This is a genomic window from Vibrio sp. 10N.286.45.E10, from assembly GCF_002874195.2.
Lineage (GTDB): Bacteria > Pseudomonadota > Gammaproteobacteria > Enterobacterales > Vibrionaceae > Vibrio > Vibrio crassostreae.
Map to the genome: position 1 here is coordinate 1,921,322 of NZ_MCWD02000001.1, position 18,030 is coordinate 1,939,351.

Consider the following 18,030-nt stretch of genomic DNA (forward strand, 5'->3'; position numbering starts at 1 on the left):
GAAATTTCCCTATAGTTCTTACAAGCTCACTTGAATAGTGAGAGTGTTATAAATTGACCAGTAAGCCACTCTAAAAGTGAAAACTGCTTACTCGATAGTCGTACTCTATCTTATTTTTCATGCAATCTAATGACCGCATGAACCAAATCCGTGAGTGCGTTGTTATAATAAAACACGTAGGTATAATTAAACAAATCAGGCTCAAGAGTCCATAAACTTGTTCTATTTTGTGTCTTTTAGGCGCGCAAATGATAGCTCAATTCCGTTTCAGTGAAAACTTTTCAGCACACTTCGTTTACATTTTTGCAAGGTAGTTAACATGTCTACTCGCTCACGCAGCGCATCTCATTCAGACAAACCGGCTCGTTCTGGCGCCAAATTAAAACAAAGCGGTAATAGACAGAACCGAAGCAGTGATAAAAATAACACTGGCAGTTCGTACAAAAAAACGCACTCCAGTAAGCACCGATATAAAGGTAAACCTACCAATGCGAAACCTAAGGTGGCACTCGAAGATCGCAAAGTAATTCTGTTCAACAAGCCTTTCGATACTCTCAGCCAATTTACAGATGGCGAAGGGAGAAAAACGCTAGCTGACTTTATTCCAGTGAAAGACGTTTATGCTGCAGGTCGCCTTGACCGCGACAGCGAAGGGTTAATGGTCTTGACCAATGATGGGATATTTCAAGCGAAGCTCACTCAACCCAACTCAAAATCCCCAAAGACTTACTGGGTACAGGTTGAAGGCGCACCTTCTGAGGAAGATTTAGATAAATTGAGAAAAGGTGTCGAGCTAAAAGACGGTATGACACTGCCTGCTCAGGTTGAGGTGATGTCTGAACCTGTTGTGTGGGAAAGAACCCCGCCAGTGCGTTTCAGAGCGGCAATACCGACAACATGGTTAGCGATTACTATCATTGAAGGGCGTAACCGTCAGGTTAGACGCATGACAGCCCATATTGGCTTCCCTACTCTGCGCCTTATTCGTTATTCAATGGGTGACATGAATGTAGGTCAGCTTCAGCCTGGCGAGTGGAAAGAGATTTAAAGTCTAAATACCGAGAATATAAAAATGGCCGCTCAAACTAGCGGCCATTTTTATATGCGTTGACAAATATCAGACACAAAAAAGCCAGTCATCAGACTGGCTTTTATCAACATTAACAATTACTGATTAAGTAACTATTAGAAGCTGTAGAACATTGCAGCAAATACTGCAGTTTCTTCGTCGTTGCCTTTACCAGCGTCGACGTCTTGTAGGATATCGATACCCATATCTACGCGGTCGTTAAGCGTATACATTGCTGCGATATTTAGACGAGAGTTATCTTTGTCAGCTACGCCATCTGCTGTAGTAGAGTTAGCGTTGTAACCACCAGCAAGAGTCAGCTGTTCAGTTACTGGGTAAGCAGCAGACAGGTAGTAACCAACCGTTTCTAGGTTAGAAGTATTTTTAGCAACGTCATCTGCACCTTCATTGATCCAGAAGTTAACACCTAAGTCTAGCTCACCAATTTTAGAGTTACCAGATAAAGAGTAAACTTGGTAATCAGCATCATCACGAGTTTCGTAACCACCGTATACGTTTACAACTTCGCTTTCAAAACCAACGTAACCGTTCACGCCTTTATCAGCAGCATCGTGATCGTCATCAGTTTCAAAGTAAGACACACCGTAAGCAAAGCCAGAAGTCGCGCCTTGGAATTTAACTACGTTGTATTGGTCAGATGCATCACCAGCAGAAGAACCGAACTCGTAAGTAAAGTCACCAGCGCCGTCTACTTTATCAAGAGCTGTGTCATTTTCCCAACCGTAAGAAAGAACACCAACACCAGTGTCGAAACCCAACCAAGCTTTATCTACGTCAGTACCGAAATCGTTTTTGATACCTTTTTTCTTAACTTTGTCGTAAGTTTTTCTCTCATCCGTTGACCAGTTAAGTTCGAAATCAGTTTCGAAGTAACCTAATACTCGGTTGTTTTTGTAGCTAACTGCTAAAGTAAGAGCTGTTGCCCAGTCATCATACATAGCTTTAGTTTTAGTGTCGTAGTAACCACCAAGACCAACTGAACCAGAAACAGAGAACTGCTCTTTGTGCATTGGGTCAAATTCAAATGTTGGTTTTGCGTTGCCTAGGCCTACGTTCGCGAAAGCTGAAGTTGAAGCTGCTGCGATTGTTAGCGCTAATAGAGTCTTTTTCATAATAAATCCACTGCCTTTTCTAAGAATGGGAGATCCTTGCCCGGTTCCCTTTTTTTATTTTTTGCGACTGGTCATTACCACTCTTTGTTGGTTAATCACCGTCACTAAATTTCGGGGTCTAGATTGCAAAAGATTATCCTGCGTGTCAAATAAACTAAAAACAAACCTAAAAAAACACAAAACAATTAAAATCAATCACTTACATTTTTTTCATCATTTTACGAGCAGCTTATCCTTAGTTTTATCAGCAAATATAATAATCCAAAAAATGTAACAAACAGAACTTAAAACCACAAACAGTTCACAATGAAGCCAAATTTCAGAACTTAACACCTACAAGCCAGTCTTTTTTAATATTTATATTTCGCAACATAAATAAAATAGTTAAGTTCCTGATGGTTCAGTTTTTTTTTGTGAACAAGATCTACCTTTGATTCAAAAGCAAGCTATTTCGCCGTAAATGTACCGACTAGTGATATGTGCTACTATCCTCGCTCCGCTACGTAGGTCACAGTATGCTAACTACTAAAATTCAAAATTCTATTCGCACCAGTTATCAAAACCTCCAAGATCAGTTGGACAACTTTGTACCTAGACGTGCTCAAAATTACCTTGTTGCAGAAATAGCGAAGACACTTTGTGGTCAATACCACAAAAGTAATCGCATGATCGTTGCAGAAGCCGGGACAGGGATCGGCAAATCACTGGCTTACTTAATGGCAACGATTCCTGTTGCAGTACTCAACAATCGAAAAATCGTCATTTCAACGGCGACGGTTGCACTTCAAGAACAGCTCGTAAATAAAGATCTCCCTCTATATAGAAGACTGACTGATAGAGAGTTCTCTTTTATACTCGCCAAAGGCAGACAGCGTTATTGCTGTGCCGAGAAACTAGCCGCTGCTTGTGGGGTTGATGGTGGTCAGATGGCTATGTTCGAATCCAAGCCAAAGCAAAAGGACATCGAACAATTACAAACCATGTACCGCAGTTTAACTCAAGGAAAATGGGATGGTGACCGTGATTCATGGCCGAAACCAATCGACAACATGATTTGGCAAATGATTGTCAGTGATAAGCACAGCTGTAATAACAGTATGCCTACTCATAGAGACTGCCCTTTCCAAAAAGCGCGCTCAGAGCTAGATAAAGCAGACGTGATTATCGCCAATCACAGTTTAGTGATGGCTGATGCTGACTTAGGTGGCGGCGTAATACTGCCTGAGCCAGAAAACAGCATCTATATATTCGATGAGGCTCACCACTTACCACACGTAGCCCGAGATCACTCTTCTGCGGCGGCAAGTCTAAAAGGTGCCGCTTCATGGTTAGAGCGTTTAAACCAATCGATAACCAAACTTTCAGGCTTAGCGGACGAAAAGCGAGTGGGTCGATTTAGAAATGAATTGCAGGATTCTGTACAACAGCTGATTCCTACTCTGACTCAGCTAAGCAAGCAGTTTGACGCCACCCATTTTGAAGATGGATTGTACCGTTTTGAACATGGTGACTTACCTGAGTGGCTAGAGAATGAATCTAAAGATCTCAAGCAACTCACACAAAAGGCGAGCCAAGCGGTTGCGAAGATTGCAGACCTTATTGCTGAACGTGTTAAAGATGGAGAACTTTCAGCAAAATTAGCCGAGCCCGCGCTTGCTGAAATCGGCTTCTATATACAAAGAACAGAAAACCTTGCGCAGGTTTGGCGCTTAATGGCCGAGCCTAAACGAGAAAAAGGAGCCCCTTTGGCGCGCTGGCTTGAACTCAATAAAGAGAGCGAAGGCGATTTTGTTGTCAATGTTTCACCACTCGAAGTTGGCTGGCAGCTTGACCAACAGATTTGGAGCCGTTGTGTCGGTGCGGTGCTTGTTTCCGCGACCATGAGAGCACTCAACTCCTTCAGCTTTTTCTGTCACCAAGCAGGAATCAGTCAAAAAGAAGACGATGGCGTGCAGTTTCTGGCTTTGGCATCACCGTTTGATTATCAGAATCAAGCAGAGCTGATCGTGCGAGCTATGAAATACGAACCGCAAGCGCCTCAGTTTACCGAATATCTTATTGAAATTTTGCCTAAGGTAATAGAAGACAACAAAGCCAATCTCGTTCTATTCTCTTCTTACTGGCAAATGAATAAAGTTGCAGAAGCTTTGGCAACAGATTTCGTTAAAAAGTCATGGGCTTTACAGGTTCAAGGTGATACTTCACGCACCGAAATCCTAAAAAAACATAAAAAACTCATAGACCAAGGTAAAACAAGCGTTCTTTTTGGAACTGGCAGCTTTTCAGAGGGTCTTGATCTACCTGGAGAGCTTCTTGAAAACCTAGTTATTACTAAGATTCCTTTTGGCGTTCCTACGTCACCTGTAGAACAAGCACATTCAGAATATATTGAATCACGTGGCGGTAATCCTTTTATGCAGATTACTGTTCCAGAAGCGAGTAAAAAGCTTATTCAATCTGTCGGTAGACTACTGCGTAAGGAACGAGATTCTGGTAAAGTCACGATCCTTGATAGACGCATAGTCACGAAGCGATACGGGAAATCCCTACTCGACTCACTACCGCCTTTTAAAAGAACAATAAAATACTAATTTTCCTACCCGAAAGGTAGTTATGGGCCAGTTATCGCTAGGCCCTGCATTCACAACCCAACATGATTAATCCATCGATTATTCGTGTGGCTGCCCTAACAGCCGATAACGAGAACACTAGCTATTTATGGAAATGATTGAGCCAACCATGTTGGTTATCCTCGCTCTGGTTGCATTTGCAGCGGGCTTTATTGATGCCGTCGCCGGTGGTGGTGGGATGTTAACCGTTCCAGCTTTACTGTCGCTTGGCCTGCCGCCACATATCGCGCTAGGGACGAACAAGCTCGCTGCAACGTTTGCCTCATCGACAGCGGCTTTTACTTACTATCGCAAAAAGCTATTTAAGCCAGAATGTTGGATCAATGCATTCATCGCCACCTTGATAGGTGCAACAATTGGTACTTTAACAGTTGATGCAATCAGCACTGAGTGGTTAGAGAAAGTACTACCATTAGTTATTCTTGCTGCAGCGGTCTATACCATTTTTCACAAGACGCCGAATGCCAATCACAACGTGTCACCGAAACCTTGTCCTGTGCTGAAGAAAAAGCAAAAGTACCAAGGATTCATTCTGGGCTTTTACGATGGCGTCGCAGGCCCGGGAACTGGCGCGTTTTGGACAGTAAGTTCTATGGCTCTTTACCGCCTAAATATCTTGCTTGCTTCAGGCCTATCCAAAGCAATGAACTTTACCAGTAACTTCACTTCTTTAGTGACCTTTGCAATTCTTGGTCATATTGATTGGGTTCTTGGTTTAACCATGGGTGTTTGCTTAATGGCCGGAGCGTTTGTAGGGGCACACTCTGCAATTCGTTTTGGTGCGACGTTTATACGACCGGTTTTTGTTACAGTTGTAAGCGTACTTGCAATTAAACTGGCTTACGAAGCGTGGTTTGTAAACTTATAGCCACCAACAAACGAGAAGCAAAATGAATCAGTTTTCAAAGCTAAAAAGCGTTATTGATACCTTGATTGGCCATTGCTCTCAGGTCGATAAGTCTCGTGGCGCTTATCATCAAGCACTGTTTGATAGAGCCTTGTTTAAGTGTGGAGCATCGACTCTTCTTCCTTATGCCCTTGAAACTCAGGCAACTTATAACACCATTATTCGTGAACAGAGCACCAATCAACTCACTTCATCACGAGCGAATTACCTGACTGAAAGGCTGACCAACCAGATTGCAGCGATTCAACGAGAGTTAGCCAATCACGATTTGCGCCTAGACAGGAAAAGTAAATCAGGAAAAAGCTTAAACGACTTATACAACGAACTCGCACAACACCAAGATTGGCAAAAGCGGCTCGTCGATTTAGTTCAAACACGAAAGTTAGCGTTTGATTCAGCGCCACGCCACCATAAGAAAAAAGCGGAAGAGGCTTGGCAACTCGCAAAAGAACGATTGGAACGCTGTGAGGACTCAATGAAGAACATTGAGAGATTGATTAACTTAGAGAACCCTACGCGAAATGAGCACTGATAACACATCATCACCACTGGATAACGCACCTGAAGAAGTTAAGTTAGCTGTCGACTTGATCTACTTACTCGAAAGCAACGAGATCGACCCAAAGGTGGCGTTAGAAGCAATTAAGATTGTCCAGCAAGATTTACAAGCCAAACTAGCATCTAGCATCTAGCATCTAGCAAAAAATATACAGGATTCACATGTACCAACTTAGCTTTTCTATGCCCGAGTTTCTTGAAAATTACTGGCATAAGAAACCAACCATCTTAAAAGGTGGCTTCCAGAACTTCGTCGACCCAATTTCGCCGGAAGAACTTGCTGGTTTATCGATGGAAGAAGAAGTGGATTCTCGCTTTGTTTCTAACCTCGACAACAAATGGACAGCCGAACACGGTCCATTCACTGAAGAGAAGTTTGGTGAACTCACTGAAACACATTGGCAATTGATCGTTCAAGCAGCCAACCATTGGCATCAAGGTGCAAATCAGCTGACTGAAGCGTTCCAACAATTACCAAACTGGTTGTTCGACGATCTCATGATTTGCTACTCAGCACCTGAAGGCGGTGTTGGCCCTCATATTGATCAATACGATGTATTCATCATTCAAGGCCAAGGTAAACGTCAATGGAAAGTGGGCGCGAAAGATGTTGGTCAGTACAAAGAGACCGTTCAAGCGTCTGCTCTACGCCAAATAGAAGGCTTTGAGCCAATCATTGATGAAACCTTAGAGCCGGGCGATATCCTTTATATCCCGCCAGGTTTCCCACATGAAGGGAACACATTAGAGCCGTCGATGAGCTACTCTATTGGCTACCGTTCCCCTAAAGAACAAGAGCTAATCAGCAACTTTGCCGATTTTGTGCTTGCTCATGATATGGGTGACGTACACCTGCACGATCCAGAATTCAAAACGCAAGAAGGCTACGGAAAAATTCGTTCATCGGATTTAAGCAATCTCACTGACATGTTGAAATCTGCACTAGAGCAACCTGAAACCATCAGTGAATTCATGGGTTGTCTGCTAAGCCAATCACGCCACCAACTTGATATCGTCGCTCCTGAGCCATTATGGACTCAAGAAGAGATTGCTCAACATTTAGAGTCTGAAGGTGAAATCCACCGTGTATCTGGCTTAAAGGCGCTCTACCACGAAAATGAAAACAACACGGCTTACATCAATGGCGAAGTGGTTAAGGTTGATGAAGCGGACTCTTCATTACTCAACACACTTTGCGATGAAACCTTGATTACTTCAGCTGCTGCTCTATCTCCTTCGGGCGTAACGGTCGTGACTGAACTGGTGAACAAAGGCTACTGGTTTATCGAAGAGTAAGCAGCGTCAACCGCTGGTTATTGACCATCTTCTAAAGCAACAAATAAAAAAGGGACAAATGAAATCTTCATTTGTCCCTTTTTCTATTCAAGAATTAGTTAAGGCTTAATGCTTATACCTTGAAAAACTATACCTTGAACTGATTAACCAACTTCTGTTGTTGTTGAGACAGTTCGTCAATCTCATTACCGACTTGCTCAGAAGCTGCGGCTTGCTCCAAGATCTTCGCACTCAAATCGCGAATATTAACCACGCTTTGATTTACTTCACCGGAAACCGATTGTTGCTCTTCGGCTGCTCGAACGATCTGACTGTTCATATCACTGATCGCCTCAATAGAAGTAAAGATCGAACCCAGATCTTCAACTGCTTTCTGAACGTGGAGTGCTGTGTCGTTTGCAAGTATATTGCCTTCTTGTATCGCTTCAACGACATCTTGAGTTCCAGCATGAACCTTATCGATCACCGCTCTGATCTCACCAACCGATGACTGTGTGCGACTTGCGAGATTTCTTACCTCATCCGCAACAACAGCAAAACCTCGACCTTGTTCACCCGCCCTCGCCGCTTCAATAGCCGCATTCAATGCCAGTAAGTTAGTTTGCTCAGAGATCCCTTCAATAACACTTAATATCTCGGTGATGTTGCCGTTGTTTTTTGCCAATTCTTCAACAATAGGTACAGCGCTCGACATACGCTCCACCAGCTTTCTCATTTCACCAGCTGAGAGCTCAATGACTTGTTGCCCTTGTTGAGCTGAACGATTCGCTTCGCACGCTGCATCAACGGCCACTTCTGCATTTTGTACCACTAAGCCCGCAGTTTGAGTCATCTCTTCTGCCGCTGTTGCTACCAGATCGACTTCTTTAAACTGAGATTCACTACTCTCTCGAGTGCTTGATGCCGATGCTTTAGCCTGACTGGTCGTACTCGCCACTTGTTCAGTGGTATGGATAACTTCTTTGATCGTGTGTTGTAGCGTATCTAAGAATAAGTTAAACCCTTTAGATAACTGACCAATTTCGTCTTGAGATTTCACTTCCAAACGCTGAGTCAAATCACCTTCACCAGAAGCGATATCATTAAGTCGCTCGACCACTTGTCGAATAGGCTTAACAATTGAAAGTGAAGCAAATGCGATAATGGCTAGACCAAAGAAAGTGAACACGGTACCGGCAATTACTTCCGTCTTAATGCCTTCACTTAACTTAGTGCTAATGATGGAATCCAATTTATTTGCATCAGCGACAACACTCTCTCTTGGGATCTCGAACAACACGCCCCAAGTTTGGTTAGCCGCAACAACTGGAGCAAATGCGAGTAACCACTCACCGTTCTCACTCCATTGCGTTGTCACTTCGCCACCAAAGATAAAATCGGTCATCAAGTCGCTGTTTGTGTTGTTACTTTGGAAGCTCGAACCAACTGCAATGCTTGAATCATCAGAAGCAATAACAGAACCGTCTAGGCTCACCACGTAAACTGCACCTGCGCCATCGAACAAGCTTTGATCAGATTGAGTCACTACATTGGTTAAGCCATCTAACCTTAGGTCAATCCCAAGAAAACCAATCGCCGTATCATCGACTAAAATTGGCACTGAGATTGAAGAAGTAAGTAAGGTTTTACCCCCGCTGTTTACAACCCTTGGTGTACTAATACAGGTTTGCCCTGATGACAAAGGACAGTAGAAACGTTCACTGTTGCCGTCATCACTCAATATAGATTCTGAAAGCACGTTCGGCAGAACATTCTCACCGTTGTCTGCCACCTTCCAATAAGGTGCAAAACGGCCTTTTTCGTTAGAGCCGACATAATCGGCATCCACATAGTTCGCGTCTTCACTATCGAGCAAGTCTGGTTTAAAGACTAAGTAAGCCCCTTGGATCGAATCAAAGTTTAAAACTGAACGACGCACCATTTCGTCCAACGCAGTACGAAGCTCTTCACTTGGGGTAAAGTTTTCATCGGCATTGTTCTTTAGAAACTGAGCATTCGCCGCTAGCATCTCAGCACGATAAATAGCTTCGTCGACGTAACGTTGAGTTTCTTGAGCATTGAGCTGAGAAACAGACGCCAATAACTGCTGAGTTTTATTGATAACTGATTCTGAGCTTTGAGATTTGATGACTTGTTGATTACTCGTTGCGTTGTAGATCGAGAAACCAATAAGAGACAGTGAAGTAATGATTAGGCAACAACCTGCTAAGAGAGTTATTTTCCACTGTACCGATAGAGAGCGCATTTAATATCCTTATTTAAGCCAAAAGACTTCCATAACCATAACTATCACACCGACAACAAATTTCTGTACACAATGTAAATGAGTTAGACGAATAGCTTAGCGAATAATTACAGCACAAATCGCTTACATATAAAACGAAAGTTTACATAAATGTTAACAAGCCATGCCTTTTACCTATTGCTTCTGCGATTTCAAAATAATCTACTCATACAATCATTGCCAATAGGCCTATTGCTCTAACATTTTGGGTATAACCTAGCATCGATATTTCAAGGAAGCTGACTCTCCCTACATCTTTAAAACGCCGCAATTTCGGATTACTTTTTCTAATCCAAGTTATAGGTTTTTATCTTGATCAACTTCACATTTTTTGATTGCTAAGTCGGCAATCAAGCTCTAATATCTCGCGCCTAGATTCCCTGAATACTTTATTCTTTTGGCTCTCTTTAATGGAGTGCTAAGGCTTTTTACGTCTTTAATTTTTGGAGAGATACGCAAATGTCTGCCTCGTTTCCATTAGCGAAACTTACCTTTTTAATCGCTATTCTGACAGCCGTAGGTCAAATGACTCAAACGATGTACGTGCCTTCTATCGGTCATATGGCGGGTGAGTTCTTGGTTTCTGCGTCTTCACTTCAAGCTGTGATGGCGTGCTACTTGATCCCTTATGGTCTGTCGCAATTTGTCTACGGCCCGCTTTCTGATCGCCTAGGTCGTAAACCTATCATCGTGGTAGGTTTGATCATCTACATCATAGGTACTTTGGTAGCCTTATTCGCTCATGAGTATCAATGGTTCCTAGCGGGTAGCTTTATCCAAGGCTTAGGCATTGGTTGTGGCGGTGCGATGTCTCGAACATTGACTCGTGACTGTTTTGAAGGCGCAGAACTGCACCGTGCAAATAGCTTAATCAGCATGTGTGTGATTTTCTCACCATTGATGGCTCCTGTTTTGGGCGGTTACTTAACAGAAGCTTTCGGTTGGCGTTCTAGCTACTTGTTCCTCGCGCTGTTCGGTATCGCGGTTGTGATCACCATGATGACGAGCATGATGGAAACTCTGCCAAAAGAACGACGCAAAAATGAGTCTGTTGTAAACAGCTACAAATTCGTTCTGTCTGACAAACGCTTCCAAGGTTTACTACTAGTTCTAGTAGCAACATTCGCGGGGGTCGCAGTATTTGAAGCCGCGGCTGGTGTATTACTTGGTGGCGTACTGGGTTTACCTGCAACCACAGTCAGCTTGTTGTTTGTTTTGCCTATTCCGGGTTACTTAGTGGGTGCTGGTCTATCGAGTTACATCGCACAACGTCGCTCTGAGCGTCGCGCACTGAATGTTGGCCTAGTATCGATCTTAGTCGGTTCAGCCGTGGTGCTGATACCGGGTCTGTTTGGTCAAACAACAGCATTAACTTTGATTGGCGGTGCAACCATTTACTTCTTGGGCGCTGGTATCTTATTCCCAGCAGCAACAACGGGAGCACTTTCGCCATTCCCATACCACGCAGGTACAGGAGGCGCGATCTTAGGGGGTATGCAGAACCTAGGTGCTGGTATCGCAACACTATTGGCATCGTTCTTCCCAGCTCAAGATCAACTGCCGCTCGGTTGCCTGATGATTGCTATGTCATTTATCGTGATGCTTGGTTTACGTTGGGTCAATCGCAAGCCTGACCACTCAAACGAAATGCCATTGGCTATCTAAAGTAAAGCTCGAATCCACCCCAAACGAAGAAAAGGGACATATTGATAAGTGTGTCCCTTTTTTGTTGCCCGTTTTCCCTCACCTCACGCTTGCCTAAATTTCATTTAACATTACTTTGATTTTTTGAAAACAATAACAGACACTTACGTTGAAAGTGCATATCCAGAATCCAATTATAAATAACATCACTGGAAGAAAACTAACCACTAACTAAAGGATGCTGGCATTAAAACGAGTAAGGTGCACACTAAGGATCTACAGATGCGTTTCGCTTTAACCACATTAGCCGTATCGGCCGCGCTTGTTGCCGGATGCAGCAATCAAGGAATAACAACCATGAAACACTACTCTCCATCGCAACTCGTCGCTCAGCAGACACAAGCTCCTGTTGCTAAGAAAGTCCCTCATGCAATGACGATTCATGGTGATACTCGAATCGATAATTACTACTGGATGCGTGATGATGAACGCCAAGATCCAGAGATCTTGCAACATCTTGAACAAGAGAACCAGTACGCAGAGACCGTGCTGAAGCATACAGAATCAACACAAAAACAGTTATTTGAAGAGATAAAAGGCCGAATCGCGAAAGACGACAATTCGGTACCGGTGCGCAAAGGCAGCTACTACTACTCGAATAAAGTTACAGGTGACAACGAATACCCAGTTCACTTGCGTGAAAAAGACTTTTTAGGCACAGACAAGCAAGTCATCTTAGACGTTAACGAACTAGCAAAAGAACATGAATTCTTCAGTATTGGTGGCTTAACGATCAGCCCAGACGAAAACTTGTTGGCCTATGGCGAAGATACGCTGAGCCGCCGAATTTACACCATCAAGATCAAAGACCTCACCACTGGTGAATACCTAAAAGATGAAATTGAAGGTGCTTCAAGTGCTATCGCGTGGCAAAACGATAACCAAGCCTTCTACTACATCAAGAAAGATCCACAAACGCTGCTGGGTTACCAAGTCTACCGCCATGTATTAGGCACACCTCAAACAAGCGATGAGTTAATCTACGAAGAAACCGACAGCGCTTACTACACCTCTTTGAGTAAAAGCAAAGATGGTGAACAGGTCTACATTTGGCACTCGAGCACAGGAACCAGTGGTGTTTCAGTCATCGATGCCAACAACCCAAAGGCTAAAGCCGAAGCTTTTTACCCAAAAGAGACAGGCATAGAGTACAGCATCGCTAAATTGAGTGATTGGTATTACATTTATACCAACTACCAAGCGGTCAACTTTCGTTTAATGAAAGTCGCAGCCGAAGAGATGCATGACCGCTCAAAATGGGTCGATGTCATTGCAGCAGACGATAACACTCAGCTTGTTGATTTCGAGTTGTTTGATGACCATCTTGTTTACGAGCAACGTGCGGATGGCTTGTCTAAAGTCACGGTTCGCCAACTCTCAACAGGTAAAGAGTTCCCACTTAAATTTAACGACACCGCTTTTGCCGCTTACTTAACGAGTAACTATGAGTTAGATAACTCAAAAGTTCGAATCTATTACAGCAGCTTGACTACGCCTGGAACTTACTATGATTTCGACCTAAGTACAGGTGAGTCTGAAATCAAGAAGCAAACACCCGTATTAGGTGATTTCAAAGCGGATAACTATCAATCAGAGCGAATCATGGTAACGGCTCGCGATGGTAAGCAAGTACCTGTCTCTTTGGTCTATCGCAAAGACTTATTCAAAAAAGACGGCACTAACCCAATTTACCAATACGGCTACGGATCTTACGGTTCAACCATTGAACCGACCTTCAGCTCGACTCGTCTCAGCCTGCTTGATAGAGGCTTCGTTTTTGCGATCGCTCACATCCGCGGTTCAGAAATGCTAGGGCGCCCTTGGTATGAAGACGGCAAAAAGCTGACCAAACAAAACACATTTAATGACTTTGTCGATGTAACTAAGGGCCTAGTTGAAGAAGGTTATGGCGCTAAAGATAAAGTATTTGCGGTAGGCGGTTCGGCAGGCGGTCTACTTATGGGAGCGATCATCAACCAAGCTCCTGAATTATATAGAGGCATTGGAGCACATGTTCCGTTTGTCGATGTGGTAACAACCATGCTTGATGAGTCGATCCCTCTTACGACTAACGAATACGACGAATGGGGCAACCCTAACAATAAAACCTACTATGACTACATGCTAAGTTACTCACCGTACGACAACGTTAAGGTACAAAACTATCCGAACATGTTGGTGACAACAGGCCTACATGATTCACAAGTACAATACTTTGAGCCAATGAAGTGGGTGGCGAAACTGCGTGAAATGAAAACAGACAACAATGTACTGGTGTTCAAAACCGATATGGAAGCCGGCCACGGTGGCGCTTCTGGTCGATTTAAGCGATTAAAAGAAGATGCTCTTGAATACGCCTTCTTTTTAGACTTATTAAAAACTCAGTAGACTCAGCGTAACTGTAGGTATTCACACAACTTAACGTCGCCATTTAATCTCGACAAAATGGCGACAGAAATTATTAAGCATGGTTAAATACGATTAACCATGAAATCCACCAAATCAAAAAATCTTTGAAAACTCGCAGTGACAAAGGTTTACGAGAGGTATAAAAACAAATGAAAGTAATTAGCTTCAACATCAACGGCCTGAGAGCCCGCCTTCATCAACTGCAAGCTGTTATCGACAAACACCAACCGGACGTAATTGGTCTGCAAGAGATAAAAGTACACGATGAAGCCTTCCCAATTGCTGATGTTGAAGCAATGGGTTACAAGGTTTATTTCCACGGCCAAAAAGCACACTACGGTGTGGCAATGTTGTGTAAGCAAGAGCCAATCTCAGTTCAGAAGGGTTTCCCAACAGATAATGAAGACCATCAAAAACGCATGATCATGGCGACGTTTGAAGATGAAAATGGTGAAAAGGTTACCGTGCTAAATGGCTACTTCCCTCAAGGGGACAACATCAAGCATGAAACAAAATACCCGTACAAACGCGAGTTCTACAAAGACTTGATGACTTACCTAAACGATCACCACAACAAAGATGAACAAGTGATCGTGATGGGCGACATTAATATCAGCCCTATCGACGCAGACATCGGCATTGGTGAACCTAATGCGAAACGTTGGTTGAAAACCGGTAAGTGCTCTTTCCAACCTGAAGAACGCGAATGGCTAAAAACTCTAATGGATTGGGGTTTTGTGGATAGCTTCCGTCTACTGCACCCTGAAGTGAATGATCAATACTCGTGGTTTGATTACCGTTCAAAAGGTTTCGTAGACAACCGCGGCCTACGTATTGATGTAGTCCTAGCAACTCAGAAACTTGCTGATAAGTGTACTGAAGCAGGCATCGACTACGAACTACGTGGCATTGAAAAGCCATCTGACCACGCACCAATTTGGTCGACGTTTAAGTAGAAAATAGGGAGCTCATGCTCCCTATTTTCTACTTAGATTAGTTGATTGGCCAAGGGGTTGTCCCGTCGATACTAATAGGTGCTGTGGCAAACTCATCGACACAATAACCTTGGTTTGAGCTCGCGAAGTACGTTAGTGGCATTGGTGGCAAATTCAGTGTCACTACTTGTTGTTTTGCTTTATCCGTAAAACTAAAGCCCCACATATCTAGATAATTCCGCATATCCCGCTCGTTGACATAACTCAGCGCAACCAACAGCCAATCGTCGTTCGTGATCTGATTTGCTTCCTCTCTTGAATAGCTGTCAAAGCCAATGGTTTGCCTATTTGCAACCCACAACTCGTCACTCGACTTTAAACGATTAAACTCACGCTCAATCAAGTGTAAACGCCCTAGCAAATGCCAACCAGAACTCAATACACCTTGCTGCTCAGTTAACATCATCATTTGAATGAAGACTCTCGCTCCCCAGCTCCAACCGGTTTGATTCTGAGCTGCCATAAAAGCATTTGGGTCAGATTGAGCTCGGCTCTGCTGCAAAAGTTCATACTGCCCTTTAAAATCTAAGCCTTGGCAAGACGATACTTTTCCGGTGTCTTTATAATATTTTGATTTACTAAAATACGAATAGTAGTTCGTTGTAGAGTGCCCATCCCAGCCGCTAAACCTAAATCGACCACGCTCTAAACCATGCCCTAACTCGTGAAGATCACCATGCCCTAATGGATGAAACGACCAATAGGCATCATACGGGTTTCCTGAACAACCATAGCCACAGTTAGCTTGGTCTGCATTCATATGCTTTACAATGTCAATGGTTGCAATTTCCCAGCCCTTGTCTTCCCCGTATTGGTGTATTTCAGCAATTTCATCAATACCCGGCCCTTTAAAGCCTGCAAGTGCATGAGGAAAGTTATGTACATAACGCTCTGTGGCAAGAGCCATATCATGAGGCTGAGCCCAATCAGCAGCACTGATAGACTCTTTCATTTTGTCTAGTTTAGAGTGGACTTCAAATCCAGGTGTTACCAGTTCTGCCCAGTCAAACTTTCCTTCTTCAAGTTGTGCCACAAAACTATCGTTGTCCGCCTCACTTCGCCAAACCGGGTGTTGAGCAACATTTTCAAAACGCAACTCCACATCGATATCATTGGTATCAAAATGAACCTGTAATGTTCCACCATAGGCTGAAGTGAGATAAATCGTCTCGCCTGGTTTCACTGGATAAGTTACCGAGGTTAAAAATTTCGGCCGAGCGTAACCGTCATTGCCTGAAAACTCGTGTGTCGCGCCACTACGCAATGTATTAAATGCAATAGACGTAGCCACTTCGTTACTGTCTAAGCGAGTCACCTTAATCGTCTCACCTGGCAATGCGTACACTCCAGCTGATCGAAAGTGTCTCTTGGACTCAAAGGCAATTGTTTTGGTGACGAGCGGTACGTTTTCAAAACTCTTGGTACTGAAATTGCCTAGACTTGGTTGCGCCGCGTTATACACGCGACTGTTGTAGGTCGCGTAATCACTGTAATAAGAGCGAAGAAAATCAATTCTCTCTGTCACGCCCTTACCCATTGGGTACTGAACGTCTTGGCGATAGCGATCCGCAAGTAACAGTAACAACTTTTCATATTCGTAATCATCGGTTGAAAATAGGTCAACTTTGTTACTATCAAGTGATGTTAAGTGCGAACGAATACTGTTTGCTGCAGTATAGAACTCTTCATCCATATTGGATTCATCAGGGCAAGATTTGTCATCGCAGGTAGTCAAGTCAACGGTAAAACTATCATCTTTCAGTCTCTGTAAAAGCGCTTGTTGTTGAACAATGTTATCCGGTACCTGATTAATGAGCTGTGTAGAATCCCAATTAGACAGGCCAAGCTTGCGCCAATAGTTATCACCAACGTAGGTCATGTGCATTTCAGCAAACAAGGCATTACCTAAGTCCGTCATACCGCCATCAAGATGTAGATATAACACTGGAATATTTTTGGTGAACGCCAAACGTAACCCTGAAATCACATCTTCAATGTCATCACCATCATTTAACTTTTGAGACAAAACTAGCAAATCAGGGTTATTGGCTTCAATACATTGACTTAATTTACTACCATCACAAGTATTGTCAGCGTTGATAACCATAGAAGCATTAACATTGTCGGTTAACCAGTTTCGTGTCGCTTGATCATCAGGAAAATAATGAGACTGATCAAGCTGAGCTAACACAACATTTTGTGGCGAGTCAGTACTAGAAGTCCACCTAACTAAGTTCTTCAACCAAGTATCCATCTCTTCGTTGACAGAATCAGGAAAGCGCTGCTTAGTTCGAAACGGGTTACTTGCTAATGCTGCATAGCGGTTGTCGTCTGACGTATAACCCGCAATACCAATGACAAGCTCTTGGTTGGCATAGCCATCTTGCATCGCTTTATTGGTTTTTAAGATGACATCGTTAAAGCCATAGGTAGGTAAGATAATTGCCGTGTCATGTGTTGGACCCCAATGAAGATTACGTAGAGGTTCCCCTTCAGAGTTTTGGGATAAAGCTTGCTTAATATGATTGTAGTCCTCGTTGTATTGAGCAACTAATGCTTGGCTTGCCTCAATAAACTCCAAGGAATTAACAACATAAGAAGCATTACCAGTCGACAAGGCTTTTTGAACAGCGGTTTGCGGAATTGGGTTTATATCTGGCTCACCGCTTCCATCACCGTCATTACCTCCTCCTCCAGAACCTCCAGAACCTCCAGAACCTCCAGAACCTCCAGAACCTCCAGAACCTCCAGAACCTCCAGAACCTCCAGAACCTCCAGAACCTCCAGAACCAGTTTGGGCACTTTCACCGCCACTACCACCTCCGCATCCTAAAAGTGATAACGTGATAACACAAAGAACCAAGTTCGCTAGTAAGTTACTCTTTTTCATCATCATTCCGTACAAGAACAAAATTTTTCCGAGTCTATCTATAGTTAAGTCTAAAGCAATTATTCTTATGAATGCGTGAACGCAATTTGAAGCAAGTTAACTGTTTTTAAAAATCTACAGTTCGTATTGACGAGTCTCTGCCCAAACCATGACTG

General features: G+C 43.4%; 12 protein-coding genes. 9 read left to right on the forward strand and 3 right to left on the reverse strand.

The annotated features are described in order from the left end of the window. Positions 1-319 precede the first annotated feature (319 nt). A complete protein-coding gene (locus BCU34_RS08455; RefSeq protein WP_102480687.1) occupies positions 320-1,048 on the forward strand; it encodes a pseudouridine synthase in 729 nt (242 codons plus the stop codon). Positions 1,049-1,185: 137 nt separating this feature from the next. Here the strand turns inward: BCU34_RS08455 and BCU34_RS08460 are convergent, their stop codons facing one another. Then, complete coding sequence (locus BCU34_RS08460; protein ID WP_102460945.1) at positions 1,186-2,202, reverse strand: porin; 1,017 nt, start codon at positions 2,200-2,202, stop codon at positions 1,186-1,188. Positions 2,203-2,717: 515 nt separating this feature from the next. Between BCU34_RS08460 and dinG the strand changes: the two genes are divergently transcribed. From dinG to BCU34_RS08485, 5 genes are all read left to right on the forward strand, one after another. Beyond that, complete coding sequence (gene dinG, locus BCU34_RS08465; RefSeq protein WP_102480688.1) at positions 2,718-4,793, forward strand: ATP-dependent DNA helicase DinG; 2,076 nt, start codon at positions 2,718-2,720, stop codon at positions 4,791-4,793. A 127-nt stretch (positions 4,794-4,920) separates the two neighbouring features. After that, the gene (locus BCU34_RS08470) at positions 4,921-5,700 is read left to right on the forward strand and encodes a sulfite exporter TauE/SafE family protein (RefSeq protein ID WP_048659683.1); all 780 of its coding nucleotides are present in this window, start codon (positions 4,921-4,923) and stop codon (positions 5,698-5,700) included. A 22-nt stretch (positions 5,701-5,722) separates the two neighbouring features. Continuing rightward, on the forward strand, positions 5,723-6,271 hold the full coding sequence (locus BCU34_RS08475) for a primosomal replication protein (RefSeq protein WP_102432534.1): 549 nt from the start codon (positions 5,723-5,725) through the stop codon (positions 6,269-6,271). Further along, positions 6,261-6,431: a pleiotropic regulatory protein RsmS gene (gene rsmS, locus BCU34_RS08480; protein ID WP_017111064.1), complete on the forward strand. Its 171-nt coding sequence runs from the start codon at positions 6,261-6,263 to the stop codon at positions 6,429-6,431. Before BCU34_RS08475 ends, rsmS begins: the two co-directional genes overlap by 11 nt. Before the next feature lie 28 nt (positions 6,432-6,459). Further along, positions 6,460-7,593, forward strand: coding sequence for a cupin domain-containing protein (locus BCU34_RS08485; RefSeq protein ID WP_102480689.1), 1,134 nt, complete (start codon positions 6,460-6,462; stop codon positions 7,591-7,593). Between the two features lie 127 nt (positions 7,594-7,720). Here the strand turns inward: BCU34_RS08485 and BCU34_RS08490 are convergent, their stop codons facing one another. Next, entirely contained in the window at positions 7,721-9,838 is a 2,118-nt protein-coding gene (locus BCU34_RS08490) for a methyl-accepting chemotaxis protein (protein WP_102480690.1), read from the reverse strand. A gap of 498 nt (positions 9,839-10,336) precedes the next feature. Between BCU34_RS08490 and emrD the strand changes: the two genes are divergently transcribed. From emrD to xthA, 3 genes are all read left to right on the forward strand, one after another. Continuing rightward, positions 10,337-11,542, forward strand: a complete 1,206-nt coding sequence (gene emrD / locus BCU34_RS08495; RefSeq protein ID WP_102480691.1) for a multidrug efflux MFS transporter EmrD — start codon at positions 10,337-10,339, stop codon at positions 11,540-11,542. 336 nt (positions 11,543-11,878) lie between these two features. Beyond that, positions 11,879-13,969 carry a S9 family peptidase gene (locus BCU34_RS08500; RefSeq protein WP_170960866.1) on the forward strand — a complete coding sequence of 697 codons (2,091 nt, stop codon included), beginning with the start codon at positions 11,879-11,881 and terminating at the stop codon, positions 13,967-13,969. A gap of 170 nt (positions 13,970-14,139) precedes the next feature. Next, a complete protein-coding gene (gene xthA, locus BCU34_RS08505) occupies positions 14,140-14,946 on the forward strand; it encodes an exodeoxyribonuclease III (protein WP_019824400.1) in 807 nt (268 codons plus the stop codon). 37 nt (positions 14,947-14,983) lie between these two features. Here the strand turns inward: xthA and BCU34_RS08510 are convergent, their stop codons facing one another. Continuing rightward, complete coding sequence (locus BCU34_RS08510; RefSeq protein WP_108145139.1) at positions 14,984-17,875, reverse strand: ImpA family metalloprotease; 2,892 nt, start codon at positions 17,873-17,875, stop codon at positions 14,984-14,986. Positions 17,876-18,030 lie beyond the last annotated feature (155 nt).

Coding starts and splice junctions, on each gene's coding strand:
- BCU34_RS08510 (WP_108145139.1), bottom strand. CDS start 17,875: ATGAAAAAGAGTAACTTACTAGCGAACTTGGTTCTTTGTGTTATCACG.
- BCU34_RS08460 (WP_102460945.1), bottom strand. CDS start 2,202: ATGAAAAAGACTCTATTAGCGCTAACAATCGCAGCAGCTTCAACTTCA.
- BCU34_RS08490 (WP_102480690.1), bottom strand. CDS start 9,838: ATGCGCTCTCTATCGGTACAGTGGAAAATAACTCTCTTAGCAGGTTGT.
- BCU34_RS08455 (WP_102480687.1), top strand. CDS start 320: ATGTCTACTCGCTCACGCAGCGCATCTCATTCAGACAAACCGGCTCGT.
- xthA (WP_019824400.1), top strand. CDS start 14,140: ATGAAAGTAATTAGCTTCAACATCAACGGCCTGAGAGCCCGCCTTCAT.
- BCU34_RS08500 (WP_170960866.1), top strand. CDS start 11,879: ATGAAACACTACTCTCCATCGCAACTCGTCGCTCAGCAGACACAAGCT.
- emrD (WP_102480691.1), top strand. CDS start 10,337: ATGTCTGCCTCGTTTCCATTAGCGAAACTTACCTTTTTAATCGCTATT.
- dinG (WP_102480688.1), top strand. CDS start 2,718: ATGCTAACTACTAAAATTCAAAATTCTATTCGCACCAGTTATCAAAAC.
- BCU34_RS08470 (WP_048659683.1), top strand. CDS start 4,921: ATGGAAATGATTGAGCCAACCATGTTGGTTATCCTCGCTCTGGTTGCA.
- rsmS (WP_017111064.1), top strand. CDS start 6,261: ATGAGCACTGATAACACATCATCACCACTGGATAACGCACCTGAAGAA.
- BCU34_RS08475 (WP_102432534.1), top strand. CDS start 5,723: ATGAATCAGTTTTCAAAGCTAAAAAGCGTTATTGATACCTTGATTGGC.
- BCU34_RS08485 (WP_102480689.1), top strand. CDS start 6,460: ATGTACCAACTTAGCTTTTCTATGCCCGAGTTTCTTGAAAATTACTGG.